The 25,643-nt window shown below is 61.7% G+C and carries 22 protein-coding genes; 14 read left to right on the top strand and 8 right to left on the bottom strand.

Annotation, left to right across the window (positions count from 1 at the left end; translation table 11 throughout):
• Positions 1–30: 30 nt before the first annotated feature.
• Both hisC and AB0313_RS03710 read left to right on the top strand, forming a co-directional pair.
• Complete coding sequence (gene hisC / locus AB0313_RS03715) at positions 31–1,155, top strand: histidinol-phosphate transaminase (protein WP_366303698.1); 1,125 nt, start codon at positions 31–33, stop codon at positions 1,153–1,155.
• Positions 1,156–1,202: 47 nt separating this feature from the next.
• The gene (locus AB0313_RS03710; protein ID WP_366303696.1) at positions 1,203–2,615 is read left to right on the top strand and encodes an amino acid permease; all 1,413 of its coding nucleotides are present in this window, start codon (positions 1,203–1,205) and stop codon (positions 2,613–2,615) included.
• A gap of 96 nt (positions 2,616–2,711) precedes the next feature.
• Here AB0313_RS03710 and AB0313_RS03705 read toward each other — a convergent pair whose 3' ends face one another.
• Complete coding sequence (locus AB0313_RS03705; protein ID WP_141943106.1) at positions 2,712–4,097, bottom strand: MBL fold metallo-hydrolase; 1,386 nt, start codon at positions 4,095–4,097, stop codon at positions 2,712–2,714.
• A 44-nt stretch (positions 4,098–4,141) separates the two neighbouring features.
• On the bottom strand, positions 4,142–4,606 hold the full coding sequence (locus tag AB0313_RS03700; protein ID WP_141943102.1) for an Hsp20/alpha crystallin family protein: 465 nt from the start codon (positions 4,604–4,606) through the stop codon (positions 4,142–4,144).
• 275 nt (positions 4,607–4,881) lie between these two features.
• Here AB0313_RS03700 and AB0313_RS03695 point away from each other — a divergent pair, with 275 nt between their 5' ends.
• The 4 genes from AB0313_RS03695 to AB0313_RS03680 are packed head-to-tail and all read left to right on the top strand — an operon-like array spanning position 4,882 to position 9,055.
• A complete protein-coding gene (locus AB0313_RS03695) occupies positions 4,882–5,628 on the top strand; it encodes a glucose 1-dehydrogenase (RefSeq protein ID WP_366303693.1) in 747 nt (248 codons plus the stop codon).
• A 44-nt stretch (positions 5,629–5,672) separates the two neighbouring features.
• Positions 5,673–6,134, top strand: coding sequence for a universal stress protein (locus AB0313_RS03690; RefSeq protein WP_366303691.1), 462 nt, complete (start codon positions 5,673–5,675; stop codon positions 6,132–6,134).
• A 56-nt stretch (positions 6,135–6,190) separates the two neighbouring features.
• On the top strand, positions 6,191–7,600 hold the full coding sequence (locus AB0313_RS03685) for a hypothetical protein (protein WP_366303689.1): 1,410 nt from the start codon (positions 6,191–6,193) through the stop codon (positions 7,598–7,600).
• Positions 7,601–7,630: 30 nt separating this feature from the next.
• The gene (locus tag AB0313_RS03680; protein WP_366303687.1) at positions 7,631–9,055 is read left to right on the top strand and encodes a hypothetical protein; all 1,425 of its coding nucleotides are present in this window, start codon (positions 7,631–7,633) and stop codon (positions 9,053–9,055) included.
• A 274-nt stretch (positions 9,056–9,329) separates the two neighbouring features.
• On the opposite strand, the gene mcrC is transcribed toward AB0313_RS03680, so the two are convergent.
• Complete coding sequence (gene mcrC, locus AB0313_RS03675) at positions 9,330–10,379, bottom strand: 5-methylcytosine-specific restriction endonuclease system specificity protein McrC (protein WP_366303685.1); 1,050 nt, start codon at positions 10,377–10,379, stop codon at positions 9,330–9,332.
• The gene (locus AB0313_RS03670) at positions 10,376–12,619 is read right to left on the bottom strand and encodes an AAA family ATPase (protein ID WP_366303683.1); all 2,244 of its coding nucleotides are present in this window, start codon (positions 12,617–12,619) and stop codon (positions 10,376–10,378) included. Before AB0313_RS03670 ends, mcrC begins: the two co-directional genes overlap by 4 nt.
• A 540-nt stretch (positions 12,620–13,159) precedes the next feature.
• Here AB0313_RS03670 and AB0313_RS03665 point away from each other — a divergent pair.
• The 3 genes from AB0313_RS03665 (at position 13,160) to AB0313_RS03655 (ending at position 14,199) form a co-directional block, all read left to right on the top strand.
• On the top strand, positions 13,160–13,423 hold the full coding sequence (locus AB0313_RS03665; protein WP_366303681.1) for a hypothetical protein: 264 nt from the start codon (positions 13,160–13,162) through the stop codon (positions 13,421–13,423).
• Between the two features lie 190 nt (positions 13,424–13,613).
• A complete protein-coding gene (locus AB0313_RS03660) occupies positions 13,614–13,958 on the top strand; it encodes a nitrilase-related carbon-nitrogen hydrolase (protein ID WP_366303679.1) in 345 nt (114 codons plus the stop codon).
• Complete coding sequence (locus AB0313_RS03655; protein ID WP_366303677.1) at positions 13,846–14,199, top strand: nitrilase-related carbon-nitrogen hydrolase; 354 nt, start codon at positions 13,846–13,848, stop codon at positions 14,197–14,199. The genes AB0313_RS03660 and AB0313_RS03655 overlap by 113 nt, the downstream gene beginning before the upstream one ends.
• A 45-nt stretch (positions 14,200–14,244) precedes the next feature.
• Here AB0313_RS03655 and AB0313_RS03650 read toward each other — a convergent pair whose 3' ends face one another.
• From AB0313_RS03650 to AB0313_RS03640, 3 genes are all read right to left on the bottom strand, one after another.
• Entirely contained in the window at positions 14,245–15,159 is a 915-nt protein-coding gene (locus tag AB0313_RS03650; protein ID WP_366303675.1) for a GIY-YIG nuclease family protein, read from the bottom strand.
• 150 nt (positions 15,160–15,309) lie between these two features.
• Complete coding sequence (locus AB0313_RS03645) at positions 15,310–15,999, bottom strand: response regulator (protein ID WP_366303673.1); 690 nt, start codon at positions 15,997–15,999, stop codon at positions 15,310–15,312.
• 260 nt (positions 16,000–16,259) lie between these two features.
• Positions 16,260–17,069 carry a hypothetical protein gene (locus AB0313_RS03640; RefSeq protein WP_366303671.1) on the bottom strand — a complete coding sequence of 270 codons (810 nt, stop codon included), beginning with the start codon at positions 17,067–17,069 and terminating at the stop codon, positions 16,260–16,262.
• A 306-nt stretch (positions 17,070–17,375) separates the two neighbouring features.
• On the opposite strand from AB0313_RS03640, the gene AB0313_RS03635 reads away from it, so the two are divergent.
• Positions 17,376–20,531: a DUF3427 domain-containing protein gene (locus AB0313_RS03635; protein WP_366303669.1), complete on the top strand. Its 3,156-nt coding sequence runs from the start codon at positions 17,376–17,378 to the stop codon at positions 20,529–20,531.
• Positions 20,532–20,671: 140 nt separating this feature from the next.
• Positions 20,672–22,576 carry an RNA-directed DNA polymerase gene (locus AB0313_RS03630; RefSeq protein ID WP_366303667.1) on the top strand — a complete coding sequence of 635 codons (1,905 nt, stop codon included), beginning with the start codon at positions 20,672–20,674 and terminating at the stop codon, positions 22,574–22,576.
• 83 nt (positions 22,577–22,659) lie between these two features.
• Here the strand turns inward: AB0313_RS03630 and AB0313_RS03625 are convergent, their stop codons facing one another.
• Positions 22,660–23,847, bottom strand: a complete 1,188-nt coding sequence (locus AB0313_RS03625; RefSeq protein ID WP_366303665.1) for a hypothetical protein — start codon at positions 23,845–23,847, stop codon at positions 22,660–22,662.
• A gap of 297 nt (positions 23,848–24,144) precedes the next feature.
• Here AB0313_RS03625 and AB0313_RS03620 point away from each other — a divergent pair, with 297 nt between their 5' ends.
• From AB0313_RS03620 to AB0313_RS03610, 3 genes are all read left to right on the top strand, one after another.
• Entirely contained in the window at positions 24,145–24,345 is a 201-nt protein-coding gene (locus AB0313_RS03620; RefSeq protein ID WP_366303663.1) for a helix-turn-helix domain-containing protein, read from the top strand.
• Between the two features lie 69 nt (positions 24,346–24,414).
• On the top strand, positions 24,415–25,044 hold the full coding sequence (locus tag AB0313_RS03615) for a DUF1819 family protein (RefSeq protein ID WP_366303661.1): 630 nt from the start codon (positions 24,415–24,417) through the stop codon (positions 25,042–25,044).
• Positions 25,041–25,640, top strand: a complete 600-nt coding sequence (locus AB0313_RS03610) for a DUF1788 domain-containing protein (protein WP_366303659.1) — start codon at positions 25,041–25,043, stop codon at positions 25,638–25,640. Before AB0313_RS03615 ends, AB0313_RS03610 begins: the two co-directional genes overlap by 4 nt.
• The last annotated feature ends 3 nt before the right edge of the window (positions 25,641–25,643 follow it).

The raw sequence follows: 25,643 nt of genomic DNA, 5'->3' as shown, positions 1-25,643 counted from the left end.
TGGCTGGGGTCACAATCATGATCGGTCCTCATGAGCCTTGATCAGATTGCGGCCGACCCGGCCGCCGTCCTTCCGGACACCGCGCTCCCCACCATTCGGGGCGCCGTGACCGGCCTGCTGTCCTACGTCCCCGGCCGGCGCGGCGCAGGCGCGGACATCGCCGCCCTCGCCAGCAACGAAAGCCACTACGACCCGTTGCCCGCAGCCGTGGCCGCGGTGGCCGAGGCGGCCGGCCGGATGAACCGCTACCCGGACATGGCCGCCGTCGGCCTCCGCGAACGGATCGCCCGGCACCTGGGCGTCACCGCGGCGGAGGTGGCGGTGGGGCCCGGCAGCGTGGGCGTCCTGCAGCAAATCATCACCGGACTGTGCGACGCCGGGGATGAGGTGGTGTTCGCGTGGCGCTCCTTCGAGGCGTACCCCATCCTGGTGGAGCTGGCCGGCGCCCGGCCGGTCCGCGTCCCGCTGGACGAGGCCGAGGGCCACGACCTGGACGCCATGGCCGCCGCCGTCACCGGCCGCACCAGGGTGATCCTGCTCTGCACCCCCAACAACCCCACCGGCGTGCCCATCAGCCACCGCCGCCTCGAGGCCTTCCTGCAGTCCATCCGCTCCGACATCCTGGTGGTGATCGACGAGGCCTACGTGGAGTACGCCGACGCCGGCAGCGGCCCCGATTCCCTGGCGCTCTACCGCCGATACCCGAACGTCTGCATCCTGCGCACCTTCTCCAAGGCCTACGGGCTCGCCGGCCTGCGCGTCGGCTATGCCATTACGACGGCGGCAATCGCCGAAGGCTTGCGGCGCACCGCCCTGCCCTTCAGCGTGAGCGCGCTGGCGCAGAAGGCGGCCATCGCGTCGCTGGACGCGGGGGAGGAGATGGCCGCGCGGGTCTCCCTGGTGAAGCAGGAGCGCGCCCGGATGGCAGCCGAGCTGGCGGCGCAGGGCTGGACGCTGCAGCCGAGCCAGGGCAACTTCCTGTGGATCCGCGCCGACGCCCCGCTTCTGGCCTTGCTCGTGGATGCGTTCGATGCCGTCGGGATTCTGGTCCGGGCGTACACGGGCGACGGCATGCGGATCACCGTTGCCGATCCTGCCTCCAACAACCGCGTACTCCGGCTCCTCGCAGCCCACGCGGCCCTGGCAATTCTCTGATCCTTTTCCCATTCCGTTCCACCTACCAAGTAAGAGGAATCCCCTTTATGGAACACCAGACAACGACGTCTGCCCGCGCCCTCGGCGCGGCCCTGAAACCCCGGCAGCTGACGATGATGGGCCTGGGCAGCGCCATCGGCGCCGGGCTGTTCATCGGCTCCGGCGCCGGCATCCAGGCCGCCGGCCCGGCGGTGCTGATCTCCTACCTCGTGGCCGGCACGCTCATCATCCTGGTGATGTGGGCCCTCGGCGAGATGGCGGCAGCCAATCCGGACAGCGGCGCCTTCTCCGTCTACACCGCCAAGGCCTACGGCCCGGTGGCTGGCGCCACCGTGGGCTGGCTGTGGTGGCTGCAGCTGGTGGTGGTCATCGCGGCTGAGGCTCTCGGCGCGGCCGGCCTGCTGGCCACCATCCTCCCGGCCCTGCCGGTGTGGCTGATGGCCTTCGTGTTCATCGTCGTGCTCACCGCCGTGAACCTGACCAGCGTGAAGAACTTCGGCGAGTTCGAGTTCTGGTTCGCCCTGCTCAAGGTGGCGGCGATCGTCGGGTTCCTCCTGGTGGGCTTTGCGCTGCTGTTCGGCTTGGTGCCGGGCGTTCAGTCGCCGGGCCTGTCCAACTTCAGGGGCGCCGGTTTCGCGCCGAGTGGTTTTGCCGGGATTGCCACGGCGCTGTTCGTGGTGGCGTTCGCGTTCGGCGGCACCGAGATCGTGTCCGTGGCGGCGGCCGAGACGGCTGAGCCTGCACATAGTGTGAAGAAGGCGGTCCGGACGGTACTGTGGCGGATTCTGGTGTTCTACATCGGCGCCATCTTCGTGATCGCCGCCGTGGTTCCCGTGGGTTCGGCGGGGCTGAAGAGCCCGTTCGCCGCGGTGCTGGACGCTGCCGGCATGCCGGGTGCAGCGACCGCCATCACTTTGGTTGCTGTCGCGGCGCTGCTGTCTGCGCTCAACGCCAACCTCTACGGTGCGTCCCGGATGGCGTTCTCCCTGGCCGAGCGCGGCGAAGCACCACGTTGGCTCGCTTCCGTGTCGAAGGCCCGGGTTCCGGTGGCCGCGGTCCTGGCCAGCGTTGCCTTCGGCGTGGTCACGGTGGTGCTGGAGCTGATGTTCCCGGAGAAGGTGCTTCCGGTCCTGCTCAACATCGTGGGCTCGACGTGCCTGCTGGTGTGGACGTCCGCGCTGCTGGCCCAGCTTGCGCTGCGCCTCCGTGCCGACCGCGAGGGGACGGCGCTTCCGCTGCGGATGCCCGGCTTCCCGTGGCTCACTTCGCTTGGCCTGGTCATCCTGGCGGCGATCTTCACGGTGGGCTTCATCGGCGAGGATTCGCGGCCGCAGCTGCTGAGTACGTTCGGGCTCGTGGCGGTGCTGGCTGTCGGGTGCTGGATGAACCACCGGTCGGGGAAGCCGACGGGCGGGGTTACGTCTTCTGACGGTGAAAAGCAGCCGGTCCTCGTCGACTGAATCAGGACCTGAACCGGGTTGCCGGTTCCCTGCGCGGGAGAGGCGCGTCCGGCTGTTTCCGGGCGCGCCCTTCGCAAACGGCTCGCTGCGGTCGGATTATCGGGGGGATTCGAGGGAGATTGTTTCCAGGTGCTCGGGAACGCGGGCTCTCCATCCAAGTTGGCGTTTGATGCGGGCCCGGAGGGCGTCTGAGGCGTCTGGCTCTCCATGCGTGACGTAGGTCATGGCTGGCGCCCGCGCGGCGGTCTTCATCCATTGGATCAGTTCGTTGGAGTCGGCGTGGGCGGAGAGTCCTTCCATTTGGATGACTTCTGCCTCGATGTCGATGTCTTGTCCGTAGATGCGGAGGTGCTTTTCACCTGCGGCAAGCGATGCTCCCCGTGTTCCGCCGGCTTGATATCCACTGAGGATGATGGCGTTGCGCCGGTCCGGTCCGTAGGCCGCGAGGTGGTGCAGGATCCGGCCGCCGGTGAGCATTCCGCTGGCGGAGATGATGATCATGGGTCCGCCGCGGAGGTTGAGCAATTTGGATTCGTCTGCGCTTCGGATGGGAACCGCCACTTTGTACATGGCTTCGAATTCGTATTGTTTGAGCTTGTGTTCTTCGCGGTGGCGCTGGTACATGTCGGACGCGTCGATGGCCATCGGGCTGTTGAGGTAGATCGGGATGGCAGGGATCGCGTGCCTTGCCAGGAGGCGCGAGAGGTGCAGCAGGACTGTTTCGGCCCGGCCGACGGCGAACGCGGCGATCATGATGACTCCGTGTCGTTTGGCCACGCGGCTGATGATTTCGCCGAGTTCGGCTTCGGGGTTTCCCTCCGGATGTGCCCTGTTGCCGTAGGTGGATTCCGTGACCAGCACGTCGACGGGCTCGAGCTCGCGGGGCGGGTGCATCAGGGGGTCGTGGGTGCGGCCCAGATCGCCGGTGAAGTGGATCGTCCTGCCGGCGAGTTTGAGGTGCACCTGTGCGGCGCCGAGGATGTGGCCGGCGGGAAGGAACGTTGCTTCGATGCCCCCGGGCAGGGGGAACGGCGTGTCGAAGCCCCGGGTTTTGAAGCTGTCGAGTGATCGGACGGCGTCTTCCGCGGTGTACAGGGGCAATGGCGGATGGTGGGTTGACGATGCCCTGTGATCTGCAAAGCGGGCTTCCTCTTCCTGGAGGTAGCCGCTGTCGGGAAGCAGGAGGGTGCACAGTTCGGTTGTGCCAGAGGTCGCGTAGACAGGGCCGTGGAAACCGTCACGCACCAGCGCCGGGATATAGCCGCTGTGATCCAGATGGGCATGGGTGAGGACAACGGCGTCGATGTTCGCGGGACTGATCGGGAATGGCACGTGGTTACGGTCGCGCAGGTGTTTGTAGCCCTGGAACAGCCCGCACTCGATGAGGACCCGGCGCTCTTGCGAACCGATCAGGTATCTGGAACCGGTCACGGTGTCGATCGCGCCGAGAAACCGCAGCGTCGGGGAATGCTGTTCCCTCATGTCCGCTCCTTCCGGGCGCCGCGTCTGGGACGGGGCTTTCCTCGTTACCCGCGGGTAATGGGGAGCTTCTTCGGTTCCGCCGCCTGGGCCTGTTCGGGCAGCGGGGCGCGGACTTCCAGGACTCCATTGGTGTAGCTGGCTTTGATGTCTTCTTCCTTTACCCCGTCGGGGAGCGGGATGTTCCGGCTGAAGGACCCGTAGCGGAACTCTGACCGGTAGCTGCCTTTGTCCCTGTGTTCTTCCTTTTCCTGGCGTTCGGCGCGGATCCTCAGGAACCCGTCATCCATGGTGACCTCAACGTCCTTGTCAGGATCTACGCCGGGCATCTCGGCACGAACTACAAGGGTTTTACCGTCGACGAACTCTTCGACCCGGATGGGGGCGGGGCTGACCGGCGTTTGGAACATGCGCTCCATGGAGTCCAGCAGGTCCGCCGGCGAACGCAAAACGGTGTTGAAGGGGGAGGTCCACCGGGATGCAAAAGGGGACCATTTGAGCAGATCAGACATGACAGTCCTCCAGTTTCGATACAGGAAAGGTCCCGCGTAAGGGCCAGTGTCCCACCAGTAGATACCTGCGCGTGAAGGGGGGACAGGGACAAAAGACCCTCGCTGCAGATCGTGTACAACGCTGCTGCGCTGCGGGAGGGCCCCGGGGACCTTGGACTCTACTACCCGGACCGGAATGGACGTCCGATAGAACCATCGCAGACGGGAGCGGACTCTATATGCACGCTGGCCCTTGCGCGGCCAGGTGACGGTCAGCATCACCGAAGGAGCACCACATGGAACGGGTCCTTGACAAAGTAGCACTGGTCAGCGGGGGTGCACGCGGTATTGGAGCTGCGGTGGCATCCCGGCTGCATGGCGAAGGCGCGAAGGTGGTCATCGGTGACATCCTGGACGAGACAGGAAAGGAAACGGCGGAACGTATCGGCTCCGGAGCTCTCTTTGCCCACCTCGATGTAACCAGCCCGCAGGACTGGGAGGCAGCGGTGGCCGCCGCCGTCGAAACGTTCGGTGGCCTCAACATCCTGGTAAACAATGCCGGCATCGTGAACTTCGCCTCCATTGAGGATTACACGTTGGAACAGTGGAACACTGTCATCGCCGTGAACCTGACCGGCACGTTCAACGGGATCAAGGCCGCCATCCCGGCGCTGAAGCAGACCAAAGGCGGATCGATCATTAACATTTCCTCGATCGCCGGCATCCGCGGCTATGAGCAGATCCCCGGATACACGGCCTCGAAGTTTGGCGTGCGCGGACTCACCAAGAGCGCTGCGCTGGATTTGGGACCCCACGGCATCAGGGTCAACTCCGTCCATCCCGGGGTCATCTCCACGCCCATGACGGCTGACATCCAATCGGACATGAGTCACGTGGCACTGGGCCGCATAGGCCATCCGGGGGAAGTTGCGGACCTGGTGTTGTACCTGGCTTCCAACGAATCCTCGTTTGTTACCGGGGCCGAATTCGTCATCGATGGCGGTGACACCGCGGGGACGGTCACCCGGCACGAGGAAGCCTAACCGCTGGGCGGTAGGGCACAGCGGGGCAGTGGAAGGAAAGACAAGTGACCAGTACGGGTTCGTTCTTGATTGTTGTCGGTTTTGACGGTTCTGAAAATTCCCAGGCAGCGCTGGACTGGGCCATGGATGAGGCGCGGCAGCGAAACGGCCGGCTCCGCTTAGTCACGGCCTGGAATAGGCCGCCGATGGCGTGGTATCCGGCTGTCCTGGAAACGGCGGCGGGCGAGATTGCCGCCGAAGAGTCTCTGGAGCGCATCGCACATACGCTCCAGGGTGAGGCAGTGAAGTCCGCCGAAGATAATGGTGTGACCGCAACAGGGCAGCTTGTAGGCACCCATTCACCTGCTACGGCAATTCTCGACGCTGCCAAGGATGCGGATCTTATTGTTGTCGGCTCCCGGGGTCATGGGGGATTTCCCGGGTTGCACCTGGGCTCGGTCTCCACCCAGGTTGTCAACCACGCACAGTGTCCCGTCCTGGTGGTCCCCTCCAACGGAGCGCGATGATGCGTGATCTTCATGCCGGGTGCCTAAGGAGTCGGCGTCTGCGGACGCTGTCCCGTGTGGCGGTGGCTGCGGCCGTCGCCACGCTGGCCCTCTCGGGCTGCTCCTCCAGCCCGCCGACGCCGGCACAGACGTCGGCGACTCCGGGGACGAGTGCCACGTCGAGCGCCTCGGCCGCGCCTGCGAGCACCTCGGCCGTTCCTGCGGCGCTGCCTTCGAAAGTCTTCACCGACCAGGAGCTCACCGCGATCGGTGCTGCGATGCTGCAGCAGCGCGGCCAGCGCCCGGAATTCATGTACGACAGCCAGCAGCTGCGAACCGCCTTCAAATCCCGCCCCTACCCGCTGACCCGGGCCACGGCCCAGCCCGCGGAATGCGGCGCGTTCCACCTGCCTGCCATGGACGAGGCGCTCAATGACCTGGGCATGAACTTCGCCAGCGGTCCCGTACCGATAGCCGGTGAATCCGGCCCGACCACCACGATCCTGTTCACGATCCGCAGCGCCCCCCGGGATGTGCTCGCCAAAGCCGACTTCGACTACACCGACGATCTTGTCTCCCGCTGCGGCCAGTTCGATCTGTCCTACGAGTCGCAAGGCAGCAGCAGTTCCTACAAGGTCATGCTCCTCAAGCCTCCCGTGGTGGGGGAGAAGGCGTACGCGGTGATGAGCCCCTCGGCGACGTTCGGGAGTGTGGGCCTGCGGGTCCTGGCCGGGACGCTCTCCATCAGCATGGGGCTGAGCGTCTCGCCCCTGAACTCCGAGGCCGACGCCCAGCCCGCCCTGAACTCGATGACCAGCATCGCCCAGCAGTTGATCGACGAGGCCGCCCTGAACCCACCCAGCGTGAGCCCCCCGCCCGCGAACGCCAAGACCCCTGAGCAGCTGACCGATCTGCTCCAAAGCATCACGGGTCCGAACGGGGCCACGGCGGACATGGCGTCGGGCACCGTCATCCGCGCCATTCCTGGTGCTTCCCCCGCCTCCCCCAAGGCGCCGCCGTCTCTGCCGGCCTGCACCTACAGCGACGGGGCCTACTTCTCCTCGCTCCTGGGCTCCACCACCGCCCAAGCGGAGATTCCGGGGTCCACGAAGATGGACTATCTCATGGTCCGGCTGGTCAGCATGCCCACAACGGCGTCCACGCCGTACCCCTTCGATGCGCGCGCCGCAACCCTGCGGGACTGCCCAACCATCCAGGAAGAGGTCTTCACGGGCGTGGGGACCAGCGGCAGCCTGAGCCAGTGGACGTCCCTCCACCGCCTCAGCCTGAACGTGGCCGCGGACTCGGCGTACGCCGTCGCCCATGAGCACCCGGACGGGCGAGTCTGGCACCTGCTTGTGGGGGCCAGGAAGGGCAGCCTGACCGTGGAGCTGGAAGCCATCAAGAACACCGAGGCCGACCTGCAGCCCGGAGCCGATGACATGGCCGCGGTCATCAGCCAGGTCTTCGCCAAGGCCGGCCAGTAGGCCGGGACAGGTGCAGTCGGGGAGCAGGAGATGAGTGCCGTCCAATCCGAGGTGCGCCGCCGTTGGGCGGCCGGGTGCGCCGTGGCCCTGCTGGCCCTCGCCGGGTGCAGCACAGCACCGACGGGCAGCCCGACGACGCCGCCCCCTTCAGTCAGTGCATCCCCGGCCACCACCATGCCGTCCGTGGTCTACACGGACCAGCAGCTCGCGGACATCGCGACGACGGTGGTCCAGTCCCGCAGCATCCAGGGGCAGGTACGCGACCCTGCCAGCGTCCGCGGCAACATGGCCCTGCAGGGGACCACTGTCACCAGCACGACGATCCCAGCCGAATGCTCCCCGTTCCGGCTGCACGAGGACACCGACACCCAGCTGCGCTATCTGGACACGAGCGCAAGCATCACGGCGGGCCAGATGCCCGTGGCCGCCGCCCCGGGCTCGCAGACACTAGTCATCGCGTTCACGATCAGGAGTGCCGCCGGGGAGAGGCTCGCCAAGGCGGACTTCGACTACACCGACCCCCTGCTCTCCAAATGCGCACAGTTCGAACGCACCTATACCGACAACCGCGCAGGGCAGAGCATCTCTGGCCCGCCCTACACCGCCCTGCTGGTCACCGCACCCCCGGTGGGCGAGAAGTCCTACGCGACAACCCAGAAGGCCAAGTGCCTCGGGGCGCAGGACATGGGCACCGGCGGGATGCAGGTGCTCGCCGGCACGATCGCCATCGACCTGAACACCACCCTCTGGCCCGTCAACTCCGACACCACGGCACGCGCCATGGACGTCATGGCGGGCTTTGCCCGCGACCTCATCGCCGAGTCGCTCAAAAACGAAGGCCCGCAGCCCATACCGCCGGGCGCCCGCACCCCGCAAGAACTCGAAGGCATGCTCAGGAACCTCACCGGACCAGCAGGGGAAACGTTCTACCTGAGCCCGACCGATTCCCGCGCCGTGACAAGGATGGCCGGAGTCTCGTCCGCCCCCATGCCCGGCAGCTGTACCTTCGATGACGCTTCCTATTACGGCGCCCTGGCGGGCAACGCGACCACGGCGCACGGGATCGGCTCCGGCAGTGACAAGGCGATCATGTTCGACGTGGCTGTCATCAGCACAGGCACCTCGACCGAGCAGCCCAGCCCCTTCGACGCCAGGGCCGCGGCGCTGGCGGACTGCAGCACCATCCGGGCGAACGTCCAAGGCCAAGGCGAGACCGCGTGGTCGTCGGTCACGCCCATCACAGCAGGGATCGACGCGGACTCCGGCTACGCCTTCAAATACTCCGTGGGGGACGGCCAGTTCCACTGGTACATCCGCCTCGGAGCGAGAAGAGGCAATCTCAGCATCGAGGTGAACACCTTCGCCGGGCGGGGCCTGGCAGACGGGAGCGTCCAGTCGGCTATCGACACCGCCGCCGCAATCATTACCCAGACGTTCGCCAGGGCGGGCGCGTAGTTGTAGTTCCCCATGTGCCAGGTTTGAGACCCATTAGTCACGCTTCCCCACACCGACGTCTTGGCTCACGAACCCCTCGAGGCTGTCCAGGAAGACGAGGGGGCGCAGTATAAGAACCTGCCTCGGCCGGTTGGTCTACCGGGCGAAAAGAACTTCCCCGTATAGTTGCTCCTCGCCCCACAGCCCTGGATCGACCGATTTAACTCCCGACTGACTCGTCGATGAAGTCAGGGGCCGTGCCATCGCGACAGAGCCAGCGAGCAAGAAAAGCGACTCAGTCTTCAATCCATCCGACTATGTCTTCAAGCTGGGCGCTGACGTACTCCCAGGGTCGGTTGAGATCGAGGGTTCGCGCGCCTATCCGATTGCCTTGGATTACGACGTCCAGATCGGGCTGCTCAACGGCATCAGTCCGCGCGTAGAGAAGCAGTCCGCTAACGGAGCCGTCGCGCCGGGTGTCCTCGTTCTTCACATATGAAAACACTTGGTAGAGATTCGTAGAATGGACGGTCGCCTTGCCCCATGCCCCGGTCTGCATTGAATGGCTGTAGTACTTCGCGTCGATGATGAGAGTACGGCCGCGGTTGCGGAGAGTGACGTCGGTACGCATCAAGGGCAATTGCAAGCTCTGGCCGCGTGGCTCATCGAGGTCCCAATCAACGGTGGGCGCGCCGGAGAAGAGCTGGGGATGGTGGACCGAGTAGTACTCGCGAAGGAACCGTTCGTACAGGGCGCTCATCGCATCATCGGAAACCCACGACGTGAGCTTCGAAGTTCCTAAGTCCTGAGTGGGGAGGAGCCCACGGACGATCAGCTCGCAGACGCCGAGCAGCAGTCGGTAAGTGGCGTTGGCGCGGTGGTAGGTGAGCATGTCCCACCGGATCGACATCGGTGGGACAAGCGTCACGGCGTCCAAGTAAGGCAGAAGCCGCCGCAGCGCATCTTTGCGCGCCACGGCGACTTCGCTTTGGCGGATGAGGAGCACAATGACCGACTTCAATGCCTGATTATGGGGTGTGTCTGGTTCGTACTCGTCGAACTCACACACCAGCCGACCCCGGGAGGTCGACCGAGAGGCAAGGGTGCGGGTGACATCGATTCGGCCGCGTACGGTGGCGATCTCGTCGCTGTTCTGAAGGTAGTCTCTGTGAAGGCCACGCTTTACCTGTGCGCCGATCCCACGCACCAGGATCTCCGCTAAAAGGTCGTGAAGGTGGTCGAATCGCTCGGCCGCAATTCGGTCGTGACCATCGCTGCGGATGGCCCGGAATGCGTACGCCATCATCACGTACACGTTGCGGATGAGGATCGAGTGGTCGGTCATTCGACGGCGCTCCGAAGCTTGCCTGCCCATTCTGCGGCTTTGGAGGGCTCGTCGAACCAGTATTCGTCGATCAGTGGAATGAGTTCGTCCTCAACGACGGAGTACAGCCATGCGTCGTCGGCGTGGCTGCCTGCAGGAGGAGTGAGATAACTGTGCCCTATCGTGAATCCCTGGCCGAGTGCTGGGTCATCGGAGATGATCCTGTTGAGCTCAACGACGGCGGCGACGAGGCGGTCGAGGGTGGGGCTGCCGGCCTCCTGCCGCCACCTGGCGAAGCCGGTCGAATCGAAACCGGGGGTCATTTCGAAGAAACCGAATCGACGGCGCAGTGCGTAGTCGAGTACAGCTAGGCTGCGATCTGCTGTATTCATCATGCCGATGATGTGAACGTTCGCAGGGACAGAGAAGGTCTCGTTCTTGTAGACCAGGCGTAGGTCTTGTCCGCGCTTGTCGGCTTCGATGAGCATGAGTAGCTCCCCGAAGATCTTGGAAATGTTGCCACGGTTGATCTCGTCGATGATGAAGAAGTAGGGCCGGTCATCGTCGTCGGCGCGGGCGTCCTCGCAGAACCTGTAGAACGCTCCCTCAGAGAGCGTGAATCCACCTGTCTCGGTGGGCCGGTAGCCCATCATGAAATCTTCGTAGGAATAGCTCTGATGGAACTGAACCGTCTGGACCCTGTTCGGATCCTTCAGGCCCAGGATCGAGTATGCGAGGCGTTTGGCCGCGAAAGTCTTTCCGACGCCGGGTGGACCGGCGAGGATGACGTTCTTCTTTCGCAGCAGCAAGGAACGCAGCCGGTCGTAGCGGGCCTCGGATAGATAGACCTCGCTGAGAAACGCGGCCCTGTCGTAGGACGGGAGTGGCGTCACCGGGAGGGGCGGCCCCGGCTCAACCTCGCCGGTGACAAGAGCCTCAAGTCTTTCGACGTAGTCGCGGTACGTCGTGATGTCGGTAAGCGTTTTCGTTGCAGCGTCCCCGGGGTGCTCCCAGGACCCCGTGTGAGTCCACTTCACCGAACGGACATGGCGGAACGATGCACGGTCCGGTTCGAACCGTCCGCCGGAGGTGACCTCGCCGCGACCGACGATTTCACGGCGCCCGCGTTTGGCGTAGACGATGTCGCCCACGGCGATCTCGTTCTGGAACTGCCATAACGCCAGGACGGCGTTCCTCATTGAACCGCCTCTCTCCTCGACGTCGAGGGCCTGGCGGATTGCCTCCCGGTTCGGGTACGAAGCCAGGTTGTCCAGCTCATCCCATCCGATAGCCATGATGTCGCTGGCCGAGAACTCCGGCCACTCTGAGGCTTGCGCTCCAGGAGAGTAGAGCCAGTAGTGCCGGGGACGAGGTTCGGCCAACGCGGCGACTTCGGCGGCAGGAGGAGTGGTTTCGCCGGCTGAAGAGTCCCAAAGCTCTACGACTCCCGGGGTCCAGAAGTGGAATGGTCCCTCGACCGAGCGGGCCAGAGAGCTGCGAATAGCCAGCAGGTCACGGTCGATCGAAACCGGGTCGCTGCCGGTCGCTCCTCCGATTCGGTCGGCAAGTCCGTCGCGAATCTTCTGCTTCATTGCCGCCGATGCAATTGGTTCGAAGACGTCCGGACGGGCTAGGAACTGCAGCGCGTTACGGATGTCGGACCGGTCGTTACCAGAAGAGAGCATGGCTTGCTGTAGCTTCCACGGATCGGTCCGTGCGGCCTCGCGCTCGCCCTCGGGTAGACCGTGCCAGTAGCGTACGAAGGAAGCGGTCCAGGTGACGTGCCGCCACATCGCGCCGTTGTACCAGGAGCCTGGTTCGAACCCAGCGGTCCCGGTCGGGCGAGCGAGCCATGTTGACATCCGCGCCGGAATCGTCACGGGCGGGTCGATGCGCGAGAGAACCCCATTGACGTGAGCTCTTCGAGTCTCGGGCAGGACCGAGGTCAGCGGATGTTCGCGCAGGAAGACGATCTCGGCTGCAAGAAGCACAACCTCACGTGGCGCGCCTTGGAGCTGCTGGTCGAGCTTGTCCCATTGTCCCTGACCCGAGCCAAGGATGGGGTTGTCACCGATCCTGGACCGAAGGTCCTCAGCTGCTTCGGCTGTCCAGATCGTAGCAGTCGGGTCGATGACCGACCGACCGTCTCCGAGCATGTGGCTAATGACCTCACCAACCTCGCGCGCTATCTCCATGTCGGGGGCCGGCCGCGATGAGGCGGACGCCTCGTCTTGATCGTTGTCGAACTGTTCGTTAGCCATCTGCATTCTTTCTGTTCACCGCTTCCTCGGCGGGTGCTCTCTCAGGCCGAGCGTACACGCCCTCGTAATGGCTTTCGACAGCTTCGCATGCGCTGGCAGCCCGCTACAGCACGCTAATTAGCTGCTGAACCTGGCGGACGGGAGAACTCCGTTATTGCTCGTGCTCCACGTGCTGGATGGCCATAGACAGGTGGCCCACACACCCCTCTATCGCTATCGCAGTGCCGATGCTCGGAACGGCGATGGCATGGCCGCGAGGAAGCGCGCTAATCGCCATCTTCGTGGCCGTGTCCTACGTGACCCAGCTGGTGCACCCCGGCGGCGTCTTCGAGGACCCGGCATCCGCGGCCAGCTCCATCGCCCTGCAGATCGGCGGCCAGCTGTTCGGCGCCGTGTTCCTGGCCGGCCTGGTGGTGGCGCAATTCGCCTCTGGCCTGCCCGCGCAGGCCAGCGCCTCCCGCCTGCTGTACGCGATGGGCCGCGACTCCGTACCTGCCCAAGGCCGTCTTTGGCAGGCTCGGCGAAAAGTTCCACACCCCGGTGGTGAACCTGGTGATCACCGGCATCATCGGCCTGATCGCGATCTTCCTGGACGTGGCCACGTCGACGTCGTTCATCAACGTCGGTGCCTTCACCGCCTTCACGCTGGTGAACGCCTCTGTGGTGTTCCACTATGTGCGCCTGCGCCAGCGCCGGGCCGGGCAGCAGCTGACCCCGGTGTCCAACGTGGTGGTCCCCGTGATCGGCGCAATTCTGGTTAGTTTGTTCTGTGGTCCGTTGGGGCCTGAGGAAGGATCCTTGTGAGGATAGCGCTGGGGCAGCTGGAGTCGGGCGCCGACGTCCGCGCGAACCTCGCCGCGATCGACCGGTTCACCGCCGAGGCCGCGCGCGACGGCGCCGGACTGGTCGCCTTCCCGGAGTACGCCACCTACGAAAAGAAGAAGGTGGACGCCACGTTTCCGCGGTGGCCGAGTCGCTGGACGGGCCTGTCTGCATGGAGCTTGCGGCCATCGCCCGCCGCCACCGTATCGCGGTGGTGGCGGGCGTGGTCGAATCCTCGGAGGATCCCGGCAGGGCGTATAACACTTTGGTGGCTTTCGGGCCCGACGGCGGCCGACTGGCTTTCTACCGGAAGATCCACCTTTTCGACGCCCAGGGCTTTGGGGAGTCGGAGTTCATCAAGCCCGGACCGTCCACTCACCCGGTGGTGTTCGAGCACGGGGGGAATGCGCTTCGGGCTGATGACCTGCTACGACCTGCGGTTCCCGGAGCTGGCCAGATCACTGGCCGACGCCGGGGCGCAGGTCCTGCTGGTCTGCTCGTCCTGGGTGCCGGGTGAGCATAAGACGGAGCAGTGGCTGGCGCTGAACGCGGCGCGGGCGATTGAAAACAGCGTGTACGTGGCGGGGGTGTGCCAGGCGCCGCCGGTGTCGGTGGGGCGGAGTGTGCTGGTGGATCCGATGGGGGTTGTTGAGGCTGATCTTGGGCTCGAAGCCGGCGTGCGGACGGTGGGGGTTTCTGTCGAGACGGCGGACAGAGTGCGGGAGTCGTTCCCGATGTTTCAGCAGCGGCGGCTTTAGGGTAGCCAGGACCGCGCGGCCCTCCGCTCCACCAGGTGCTTGAGGCTACTGCAGGTTTTCTGAATCGGTGTCTTCGACCGAATCGAGGCGCATCCGCTCCAACTCATCAAGTGTCTTTCCGAAAGCATTCTTCCAGGATGTCCTTCCGTTTATTGATCGGCCAACGAGTGTTGCGGCCGCGGCGCTTGGACTATTGAATAGGTGATCCTTCACTAGGACCAGCCGGTCGTTCGTAAGCCGGGCGACACCACTTTCTACGAGTTTGCGCCGGAGGTTCACGATCCACGCCGGGCAGCTTTCGGACTCGGTGGCGCGGCCATACGAACCTGCTGCGACTATTAGACCTTCCGCAGTCAGAGTCCCCTTCCCCTCGCATCCTGGACGGGAAAATGAAAGGGTAGGCGTTGAAGTGCCGGTCGACACCTCGGAAGTAGAGTCAAGTTCTTTCTTCTGGATCGGTTCCATTACCGGAAAACCGAGTGTGGTGAGGAGGACGGAAATTGTGTCCAAATACTCGTTGCAGTCGGCTTCCAATGGAGCCGGCGTGTGACGATTCGATGCGCCATTACCATTCATGAGTCTGAATCGATCCGCCCGGATGGCCTTGTCTATCGCCTGCCATTCCATGTAGCCGACATGAGTGTCGGTCCAAGTATTGGTCAACGACACCGCGACCAACGCTCGCTCCCAATAGTCTTTGGTCGCAGTGTGCTGCTTTAATCGGCTGCCGACGTTGCCGGTCTGGCCAATGTAACAAACGTTAGACGACTCTTCGGAAGATCCGAAAAGAAAATAGAGCCCAACTTGGCCGGCCTCAGGCACCCTTAAAAAGTCGGTAAGCAGTGTGCGGGGTACATCGAACACACGCACCGTCCGAGTCGTTATCTCGGCCATCCGAATGCCAGCAGGATCACCTTGAGGCAGGAAAATTTGTATAGTCTGCGGGCGGTTAGGCAACATTCATCTCTTTCATTTCAATTTACGCGAAGTCGTCTTGGTTTCGCGCCTGGTGGTCGCTCGAGGGGCTTCAACTGCCGGACCATGACAGCGGAATTTATGCCCTGCCCAACTCCATGCCTTGCCGACCCGACACAGGCATGTTGCACGAAGTTAGCGCCCTACGGGAGGCCTCCTGAGCGCGTGGAAGACCATTCGGATCAGCTCCTGCGGGGAGTTTGTACTGCCCAAAGCGCCACGCTCGATGGCCTCTCTGGCATGCTCATCGGTACGGGACCCTGTGTAGATCAGATAAGGGGTGTCACTATCAGAGCGGCGTAGTTCCGTTAGCAGTGTGTAACCAGCCAGGGGGTCCCCCGGCCGGCCCATGTCCGAGATTATGAGGTCATAGGCGCGGTGCTTCGCTTGTTGAAGTGCCTCCGAGGTCGACCGAGCGAGCTCAACTCGTACACCCATAGCCTCCAAGGCCTTCCGCTCATACAAGTTACCTTCTGGCCGGTCATCAACCCACAAGACAGCGGACCTCGTGATCCGAGCAAATGCTTCCGCGTCTGGCAACGCTTCTTCGATGTCAGCTGCAATTGCCTTTGCATCCACGGAATCTTCTCCTGCTCTTTTTGCGTTGGCTGCGGCCCCAAGAGCGGCGGCCATCTCGACCTGCCCTTTTTGGAAGGAGGCCTCAATGCCAGCCGCCTTGATAGTCACCGAATCAGAATCGACGAACTTTCGCACTAGAACAGGGCCGAACTTTATAGCGGTGCCGACTACAATCGCCGGCCAAAGAACCGCGCTGAGAAGGCCTGAGAGGGCCGAAATTAGTCCATTTACTTGGTCCGGGTTCAAACGCTGCCGCCTTCTTACGCGCTCGTGTAGGTTCACTCAGCTAAATCCCAGCATCTTAGTCTACTTACAGTAAGCGTTTGCCGATCCGTCATCGCTAGGGGTCCAGTGTTCCGCTTGCTACTAGACCAGTCCATCTGCCGGCGCCAAAAGAGCTTTGCGGCCGGAGATGCGGTGCCGCTTCTCCATCCACCATTGGAACTTCGAGCTTCGCAGGGTCCATTTTTTGAAGCTACAGGACGGGGAGTCTGGCTGAGTCACAGTCAGGGTACATTATCTCCCGGGACGGACTGTGGCCTGGCAATTGGAGTCGAGGTTCGACCGTACCGTGACGTTTCAGGAACCAGTGGAATATCCAATTTGGAAGCTCGGATATGTGCATTCACGTAGTCGATGTTGCGGGCCCAAGCTCCCCCTTTCCTGCCGGCCCCGCTCAATCCTTTGAAGATTGCCTCGCCGGGGAACAGCCACTCGCGCTTTCCGTCAAGTATTTCCACGAGCACCTGCATTAGCGGCATGGGACGTGCTTGAAGACAGCCTGTTAGCGGGTTCAGTCCGACAGTTGTCCCAGACACTTCCATAACAGGCTTCGCTCGGCGCTCCTTCGGCTCAAGCTCCCATGGATGGAGGGCCAGGTAAGGTTTGTCAAATGTTCGAACGCGAATGAATGCGCCACGGGTCGTGAAAACCTGGCGTTGCATGTCGGGCGACAACTGTGCAGAGTCGGTGATCAGCCAGATAACTTCATGCCCAAGGGACAGCCGGTGCTTTGTGCGTTCAGCGATGTCGGTATCCCATCGTTGGATCTCGACGGCAATTGACCGGCTTGTCTCCGTATTGAAAATAACAAGGTCGGCATTGGATGCGTAGTCCTCGATTGTCACTCGAAGATGTGGGCGTCTGCCCACTTGTTTAGCAATTTCCTGTTGGTACCAGAGGTGTTCTGCCGACATCGGTCCACCTCCTCTGGTGGAGTGGTCCGGCTGGCGCGCGGTGAAGTGCTTGCAGTCGATGGAACCAGCAGCATTTCGCAAATGCCGGGTGCCTTGTCTATCGACTGCTATGAGGGTCACGCTGCAGCCCTCCACAGGACATTTCAATTTTGGCTTCGGATTCGCCCGCATAACATGCCAGTCGCTCTCGTGGTGCACGTTAAGGAGAGGCCCCTTAGGTTCCAACCATAGGACGGCCTCCTGCTTTGACCCTGGCCCCACTTCTTCCAAATGCGTTTGTTTCAACATCCCGGAACCCCCAACAGCCACTGAATTATGGAATTGTAAAAGCACCATCAGGATAAGAGTCGGGTCTGACAATTGTCAGAGGAGCGTAACTTGTTCGAGATTTTTGGGAAAGCTGCTGTAAGGCAATACCCTGGCGCAGTGACTAAGTTTTTTGGGGGAGAGGCGGCCAAGCAGCTGCCCCAGGGCTTGTATGAATTGCTCAACACCGATTCGCTCCGTCGGCTGCTGGATACCCAGCAAGGGCTCCAACCGGTTTTCGCTGATGTGGAGGACGAAGACTCCCCGGACGTTCTAGCCCGGCATGTAGCCGGTGCGATCCATCAAGCTCTCCTCGCTGCCAAGACAGCAGAACGAGTTGATATTGCCAACCGTCTTCTACGAGCACTTGAGATACCTGACCAGATAGCCCCCGGTCCGTCGCAGCTCCAGTCCCTCCACCGTTCGGACGCGCTCAAGCGCCGACAACTACGCCGCCCCGCCACCAAGCTCAGTGACTCAGCGCTGCTGACCAACAGCAAGGACGAGCCCAATCTTGCCGCGGAGCTCCGGTCCGAGATCGAGTCCGCCGACACCGTAGACCTGCTATGCGCATTCGTCCGCTGGACAGGCCTTCGCCTCCTCCAGCCCGCCCTCGAGCAACTCAAGGAACGCGGTGCCAAGCTCCGGGTCATCACTACCACCTATATGGGCGCCACCGAACGCCGCGCCATTGACGAGCTTGTCAACCGGTACGGGGCCGAGGTAAAGATCAGCTACGAAACGCAGGCAACTCGATTGCATGCCAAGGCCTGGCTGTTCCGCCGTAACACCGGATTCGACACCGCCTACGTAGGCAGCTCCAACCTGAGCCAGGCTGCCCTCCTGGACGGGCTGGAATGGAACGTCCGGCTCAGTTCCGTCGCAACACCCGCTCTCCTGCAGAAGTTTGAGGTTACCTTCGACAGCTACTGGGAGCAGCGGGCCTTCCAGAGCTATGACCCCGAGCGCGACGGCGAAAAGCTGGACGCTGCACTGGAGCGCAACGGTGGACGTCGCACTGCGGCTCCGGATGCCGCCACCGGCCTTGAGGTTCAGCCGTTCTTGCATCAGGAGGAAATGCTGGAGGACCTGGAAGCCGAGCGGCTCAAGGGCTTCAACCACAACCTCCTGGTCGCGGCCACTGGCACCGGAAAAACTGTTATCGCCGCTCTGGACTACAAAAGGCTAAGCGAAGCTGCCGGAAGAAGTCTGAAGCTGCTCTTCGTCGCCCACCGGCAGGAGATTCTCAAGCAGGCGATGCGCACCTACCGCGACGTCATGCAGGACGGCGCCTTCGGTGAACTCTACGTGGGGGAGCACAAGCCGAACGAGTGGAAGCACATCTTCGCTTCCGTCCAGTCGCTCTCCTCCCTTGGCATCGAGCAGCTGGAACCAGACTTCTTCGACGTCGTCGTTATCGATGAGTTCCACCACGCCATGGCACCCACTTACCGCCGCCTGCTGGACCACCTGAACCCGCAGCAGCTCCTCGGGCTCACTGCCACACCGGAACGCGGGGACGGCGTCGACGTCGCTCAGCAGTTCTTCGACGGACGCACCGCCAGCGAACTGCGCCTCTGGGACGCTCTCGATGCTGACCTGCTGGTGCCGTTCCACTACTTCGGCGTCTCCGATGACGTCGACCTCAGCCAGTTGGAATGGAAGCGCGGCAACTACGACACCCAGCAGCTCAGCGCCCTCTACACCGGAAACGATGCTCGCGCCGCCAAGGTGATCCGCGAGCTTAGGGACAAGGTCACCAGCACCGACCAGATGCGGGCCATCGGCTTCTGCGTCTCCGTCCAGCACGCCCGCTACATGGCCGAGGTATTCAACCGGGCCGGTATTGCCTCTGTCGCAGTCGACGGCACTACTGACAACGCTGACCGGGAGGTAGCCCTGAGGCGCCTGCGGCAGCGGGAGATCAACTGCATCTTCGCCGTCGACCTTTTCAATGAAGGCCTTGACCTGCCGCAGGTGGACACCATCCTGCTGCTCCGGCCTACGCAGAGTGCCACGGTCTTCCTCCAGCAGCTGGGACGCGGGCTTCGCCGTGCGGAGAGCAAGGCGGTGCTCACGGTCCTGGACTTTATCGGCCAGCAGCGCCGTGAGTTCCGCTTTGATCTGCGCTACGGGGCGTTGACCGGCTACGGGCGCAAGGAGCTGGAGAAGGCTGTCGAGAACGAGTTCCCATACCTGCCGTCCGGCTCGCAGATTGTGCTGGACCGGGTGGCACAGAAGGTGGTCCTGGACAACATCAAGGCACAGCTGCGGTTCAACCGGTCGCAGCTGGTCCGGGATATTTCGTCGTACGCCGAGACCGAGCTGGAGGCCTACCTGGAGCGGTCGGGGAACGATGTGAAGACCATTTACCGTTCCACCAGGGACTCGTGGACTGGTTACCTCCGGCAGGCAGGGCTGATCGAAGGGTTATCAACCCTGGAGACCGTGCTCAGCGGGAAAATCGAGGAGCTGTCGGACGGGGAAGAAAAGAAGCTTCTGGGCCGCATGGCTGCGCTGATTCATGTGGACGATGCGGAACGTGCCGCGGCCTACTCGATGCTGGTTGCGCCCGACGCGCCCCGCTACGCGGAGCTTGGCATGCGCGAGCAGGCTTTCGCACGCATGCTCTTTTACACCATTTGGGACGACGGGGGTGGATTCAAGACGTACGACGGCGGTCTGGACCACCTGCGCGGCTACCAGTTTGTGTGCCGCGAGATCCGCCAGGTGGTGAGGATGGGAGTGGCTGCATCGAAGCGTGCAGCGAAAAGCCTTGGCGCAGGACTGCAGCACATCCCGCTGCTCTCGCACGCCACCTATCGGCGTGAAGAGGTTCTGGCGGCACTGCAGTACGGGTCGCTGGAACAGGGAAAGAACGTCCAGCACCGGGAAGGTGTTGCGTGGTGTCTGGCGACGGCTACCGACGCTTTCTTTGTCACCCTCAACAAGGACGACAAGAAGCACTCGGCGACCACGATGTACAAGGATTACGCTATCAGTCCTGAACTGTTCCACTGGGAGTCGCAGAACGCTACCTCGCCGGGCAGCCCGACGGGACAGCGCTATCTTGACCGAGCCTCCCACGGCTCAAGGATTCTGATCTTCACAAGGGACACCGCGGACGACGAGACCGGGCTGACAGTTCCGTACACGTGCCTAGGCCAGGTGGACTACGTGCAGCATTCTGGGGAGAGACCCATCGCAATTACGTGGAAGCTGCACCGGCCGATGCCGGCTGATGTGTTTGCATCTGCCGCAGCAGTCGCGCAATGATCCCGGACTCTGGCTTAGCTTCTGAGGTTCGGCCAGCGGGCAATCTATTGAACGTCGCCAGAAGCTGCGGTCACTATCGGACGTACCGCAGTTCAGTCCTCGCACTCTGATGGAAGAATATTCTTCTACGAAAGGCAAATATGATTAGCCATACCGCTGCGGACTCTGGGTCTGCTGCAGCTATAGATCCATTCTCGCTGGAGCAGCTGGCCAACGCGGAGTACCTGAAATCCGTATGGAAATCTGACGTTCGCCCCTTACTCCGGCAGGCCAAGTTTAGTAGTTCGCGATACGCCATCGACCCTTTGCTCTATGCGGCTTATGAGTGGAATCTCGACGCATTCATCGATGGCATCGTGCGGGACTTGCGACTTCATCAGTTCACTCCGGAGCGAGGGGAGGTTATTCGTGCGGCCAAAGGCACAGGACTGACTCGCCCAGTATGTGAGCTATCACCGCGAGACGCCCTCGTATACACCGCAATAGTGAAACGCGTAGAAGATCAGCTTTTGGTATCCTCCAGAAAATGGGTGGGCCACACGCGGTCTGACAAGGGCAGCTCGACTGAGGCGAGCGATGGTCCCGTGGACAGCTTCGATTGGTTTCAGTTCTGGCTGAGGCGTCAAGGACTTATTGCCGACATAATTGGGGTCAAGGGTGTCGAATTTATTGTTGAATCAGATATATCAAATTTCTTCCCTTCAATACGCCTTGAGCATGTTCGCGAACATCTACTCGCGCATACGCGTCTATCAAAAGAGTTAGTTCGTCTATGTATGCAGATCATCGACGGTGTCTTGCCGCGAAGTAATTACTTAGATTATTCACACCTTGGGCTTCCTCAAGGCAACAATGACTCTTCTCGGGCGATCGCTCATAGTTTCCTTGGGTCCGTTGACTACGAGTTTGACCCCGAAGGGCTGACGGGCCGGTACACGCGGTACATGGATGACGTCCTGTTTGGCGTACGCGATGAGGGTGAGGGAGAGAAGGTCATCTCTAGACTCCAACAGTCTTTGGAAGGCTTAGCCCTGACTCCGAACTCTGCAAAGACAAAAATTGTACCTGTAAACGAATTTCTCGCTGACTCAATGGTGGAGACTAATGCGGAAATCGAGCGACTCGAAAGCCTTCTCAAATCCTCCGGCGCCTTTGCGGGATCGACTGAACCTGAAGCTGTGCATGCGACCGATCTGTTGGAACATTTGTCCGCTACTCACCGTGCACTCGACCCTAAACCCCGCAGATGGAACCGCATCACCAGGCGCCTCAATACGCTTCACCGTCGTGTCGGTCTGGAGTCCTGGCGTCAACATTGGAGCACGGACCTTGCCAACGATCCGTCCGGGGCGAGTGTCTACTTCGAGTATTTGAGGTCGTGGCCGCTAAGTTCAGACACTGTGGACGAAATATTCGAGATCGCACGGCTCTATTCGGAAATATACACAAATATCGGGATTTTGGCGGCCGAGACGCTGTCCTCTGCTCCTACACAGGAGTCCGCAGTCCTTCGTGCGCAGGTATTCTCCGGGGCAATGAAAGAAATAGATCGGGTTGCCAAAGTGCTTTCCGACTCCACTACACGGGACCGAATCTGTTCGAGTTGGTTTGTTGTCGCTTGGAAATTTTCCAACAAGGCCGGTCTTCTGGACTTAATCAGTCTAGCCCAGCGGCCTGAATTCGCTTCTGCGAAACTTGTCCGTCTCCAAGCGGCCATGCTGCAATCAGCAGAAAGCACCGGCACTTTCAACTTCGAGCCTCGACTATCAATAGAGAGCAGCCTGTCCTTAGAGTATCTGCGCCGCCTTCGAAGCGGGGATGCGGCTGCGGTTGGGGTGGCACTCAATCTGATGGCGCCAAAACAAATGCTTGCTCCGCAACGACACATGATTCATTCCCGTGCACTTATGCTTATCGACCTAACTGCCGTTGGCTCGCGGCAGAAAGTTCAGAGCTATGCGAACAAGGCTCTCGCGGCCTTAGAGAAGAACGAAAGCCGGCTGAGAGACCACCAAACGGAGCGCATTTTGAAAGACTGGCACTAGCTAGCCCGGTTCGCAACCTCGACAGCTTGGCGTCGATGGCTAACTCCAGAAACTGTCGATAGACAAACGGGGAAACATCTCCGTTAGCTCATCGGAGCCGCGGCACTCGAGTGTTCAACCGGTGCCCCCTCGTCATACTGGTCCTCAATCGGCACGAGTTGATGGATCTCGCCCGAAGGAAGAGCGACGTACTGCACTGCATCGGGCGGATCGATGTGGGAAGGCATAACCCGTTCACGAAAAGCGCTCTGCCGACCGGTGATTGACTTCTTGGTTTTGTGCCAGCTGCCGGTGAACTCCAACGTGGTGAGCGCCTCCGTGACTTGAGCTTCAATACTCTCAGCCTGTTTCACATCGGCTGCGCTTCGCTCAAGTGACTTTCGGAAGGCGACGTATTGGTTGTCAGGATCGGCAAGCGCTGCCTTCGCGGCGTCGGCGAGAATAGCTTTTCGACCAAGAACGACCGCGGCACGAGCGAAGTAAAGGTGGCGAAAGAAGTGGTCGAGATCTCTATTTTTGCCACCGAGGGCTTCTTCGAGTTTGCGATAGTCGACGGCACCGCTGACGTTGGCAGACTCCAGGAGTGACTGGATGGCGGCCCAAGTTTCCCCCAAGAATATATCCGCTGTTTCGAATTCATCTCCCGCTCGGTGCTTTGCAACCTCCAAGTCGGGGAGCTGCCCGTCGAGCATGAGACTGATCGCTGCGGACAATTGCTTGTCGGTCGTCCTTTGCGTCACAATCCGTGAATCCACGTATCGCTTTTCCTGTCGCCCCAGGATTGTCTCGACCCGCCGCTGATGGGCTCGCTGCTCCCGCTGAGCGAGCATATCCATCGCCATCACCGACGCACCCACGGCCAAGATTGGCCAACCGGCAACCGCGGCTCCTCCGATCCCCACCGGATACAGGACGGCTTGAGCTGAGATGCTCGTGGATCCACGCGCGTATCCGCGGAACCCGCTGGTCCCGACCGCGCGAACAAGCTCGGCACCTTTCGGCAGCACCACCCTGAAGAGTGTGGCACTCTTCGGCTCCACTGTACGGACGATATTTGTGAGTGCCTGCTGAATGGCCGCATTCACCGGAACGGACTTGTACTTTGTAAGCTCATTGTCGTTGATCGGGTAGTACTCGAACGCCATTGGAACCGATGCGACCTCAAGTGCCTCCTCGATAGAGACAGTTGCACCAGTTGTAGACAGGACGGTCTCTGGAACCAGAATCCCCGAAGCGGGGAGAGCCGGGACTGGTGCCGTAATCTCAGCCACCAAGGTCTCAGTCGCCTGTGAAGTTCTTTCGACGTCGTCTCGGCGAGCAGTCCTGTGCCTGCGATGAGTAAGAGTAAGGAGCCCGCCAGCGCATACGGCAATTGCGACTGCCAACGCTATCCAGAGTTCGGTCATTGCGACAGCCTAACTGCATCTTCCGACGATGCTCTACGGTTCTAGCCTCACAGCTCATACAGGCTAAACCCGCTCAAACCCAGTCAAACCCTAAGAAGACGAGCAGTTGAAGCTAGGATGGCTTTTGTTTTGTCGTTGCCAACCCGGACTGGAGGATCCACCATGGCCGAACCATGGCTGTCCGCCGACGGCATTGCCGCGCACCTGGGGATCACAAAAGACACGGTCTATACGTGGATCACCGATAAACGCATGCCGGCCCACAAGGTCGGCAGGCTCTGGAAGTTCCAGGCAAGCGAGGTAGATGAGTGGGTCCGAAGCGGAGGTTCGGCAGCGCCGAGCGACGAGGAGACACCGAGCTGACGGCCGCACCTGTAGGAACATCTCTCGGACAACGCCGGATCTACTTCCCTGAGCTGAAAGGGGGCCCACGTGATCGAGCAGCATGCCGCGGCGCAGCGTTATGCACTCTCCTTTACCAGTGGTGCCCTCCTCATGCGTGAAGCGACGATCGTCGCGCCCATTTACTTGCAAGAACGCGACTGGGCGAGAGTTCGGGCGGTGGTCGCGGGGGAGAACTTGCTTCAGGCTCGTACGGTTGCCTCTGGACTTAGGCTTGCGCGTGAGGTCATTCAACGGCTCGCCGTGCTGACCGACGACGAAATCACTTTACTCACCGAGGCGACCTCAACAGAGCGCGGACAGTTGTTATGGGCAGCAGCCTGCCGTCGATATGACCTGATTGGCGAGTTCGCTGAGGAGATCGTACGAGAACGGTTTCTGTTGCTTACGCCGTCGCTCGATCTCAACGATTTCGACAGCTTTGTGCGCGCCAAGTCTCTGTGGCACACCGAGCTGTCTGAACTCAGGGACTCCACGCGGCGCAAGCTGCGTTCAAACTTGTTCCGGATGCTGATTGAGGCAGGGGTGCTTTCCGACAGTGGGCAAATACAGCAGTCCATGATGTCTCAACGGGTCGCAAGCGCCTTCGCAGCGCGGACTCCAAGTGACCTCAGGTTCTTCCCAACTACCCATAATGCTGCGGGGAGGGCCCAGCGGTGACACAAAGAGACTTGTCCAAAGACGAAGAACATTTGTTCGGCGTTCTCAGCGGCAAACGGTTTCTCCGGATGGAGGGCCTGAGTAACGAGGTGCCGTTCTTCATTTACCCCTACGACCCTGAGAATGCACTCGCAGTTTCAGGGGCGAAGAAGCGCATCAAGAACCGCCTGTCGAACAAGGGCATCGTGGTCCGTGAGGTCAACCTCTACGACCTCTCAGTGGAGATTCTCAAGGAACGCGGAGTCTGGGATCGTCTGATCGCGCTCGAGCCCGACCAGGAAAAGGCTGACTTCCGTGAGCTGCTCCAGGGGATGCTCGACCCGCAGCTGCACATTGCGTCTGCGATCAGGACCAAGCTTGCCGATGGTGACTTTGACATCTTTTTCCTCACCGGTATCGGCGAGGTCTTCCCGTACATCCGTTCGCACAACGTGTTGAACAACCTGCAGAGCGTCGTCACAGGTAAGCCGATGCTCATGTTTTTCCCGGGCCGCTATGAGCAGTCGGCGACTCTTGGGTCGTCGCTCGTGTTGTTCGGACGACTCCAAGACGACCAGTACTACCGAGCCAAGAACATCTTGGAACAGGAGGTTTAACTC

Source organism: Pseudarthrobacter sp. NPDC080039, from assembly GCF_040702335.1.
In the GTDB taxonomy this organism is placed as follows: Bacteria; Actinomycetota; Actinomycetes; order Actinomycetales; family Micrococcaceae; genus Arthrobacter; species Arthrobacter enclensis_A.
The sequence above is the reverse complement of the archived record's forward strand: the minus strand, read 5'-3'. Positions and strand labels throughout refer to the sequence as shown.

Excerpts from the sequence above, each read along its gene's own strand:
- AB0313_RS03710 (WP_366303696.1), top strand. The coding sequence starts at position 1,203 with ATGGAACACCAGACAACGACGTCTGCCCGCGCCCTCGGCGCGGCCCTG.
- AB0313_RS03680 (WP_366303687.1), top strand. The coding sequence starts at position 7,631 with ATGAGTGCCGTCCAATCCGAGGTGCGCCGCCGTTGGGCGGCCGGGTGC.
- AB0313_RS03660 (WP_366303679.1), top strand. The coding sequence starts at position 13,614 with ATGGAGCTTGCGGCCATCGCCCGCCGCCACCGTATCGCGGTGGTGGCG.
- AB0313_RS03700 (WP_141943102.1), bottom strand. The coding sequence starts at position 4,606 with ATGTCTGATCTGCTCAAATGGTCCCCTTTTGCATCCCGGTGGACCTCC.
- hisC (WP_366303698.1), top strand. The coding sequence starts at position 31 with ATGAGCCTTGATCAGATTGCGGCCGACCCGGCCGCCGTCCTTCCGGAC.
- AB0313_RS03650 (WP_366303675.1), bottom strand. The coding sequence starts at position 15,159 with ATGTTGCCTAACCGCCCGCAGACTATACAAATTTTCCTGCCTCAAGGT.
- AB0313_RS03620 (WP_366303663.1), top strand. The coding sequence starts at position 24,145 with ATGGCCGAACCATGGCTGTCCGCCGACGGCATTGCCGCGCACCTGGGG.
- AB0313_RS03630 (WP_366303667.1), top strand. The coding sequence starts at position 20,672 with ATGATTAGCCATACCGCTGCGGACTCTGGGTCTGCTGCAGCTATAGAT.
- AB0313_RS03705 (WP_141943106.1), bottom strand. The coding sequence starts at position 4,097 with ATGAGGGAACAGCATTCCCCGACGCTGCGGTTTCTCGGCGCGATCGAC.
- AB0313_RS03695 (WP_366303693.1), top strand. The coding sequence starts at position 4,882 with ATGGAACGGGTCCTTGACAAAGTAGCACTGGTCAGCGGGGGTGCACGC.
- mcrC (WP_366303685.1), bottom strand. The coding sequence starts at position 10,379 with ATGACCGACCACTCGATCCTCATCCGCAACGTGTACGTGATGATGGCG.
- AB0313_RS03670 (WP_366303683.1), bottom strand. The coding sequence starts at position 12,619 with ATGGCTAACGAACAGTTCGACAACGATCAAGACGAGGCGTCCGCCTCA.
- AB0313_RS03655 (WP_366303677.1), top strand. The coding sequence starts at position 13,846 with ATGCGCTTCGGGCTGATGACCTGCTACGACCTGCGGTTCCCGGAGCTG.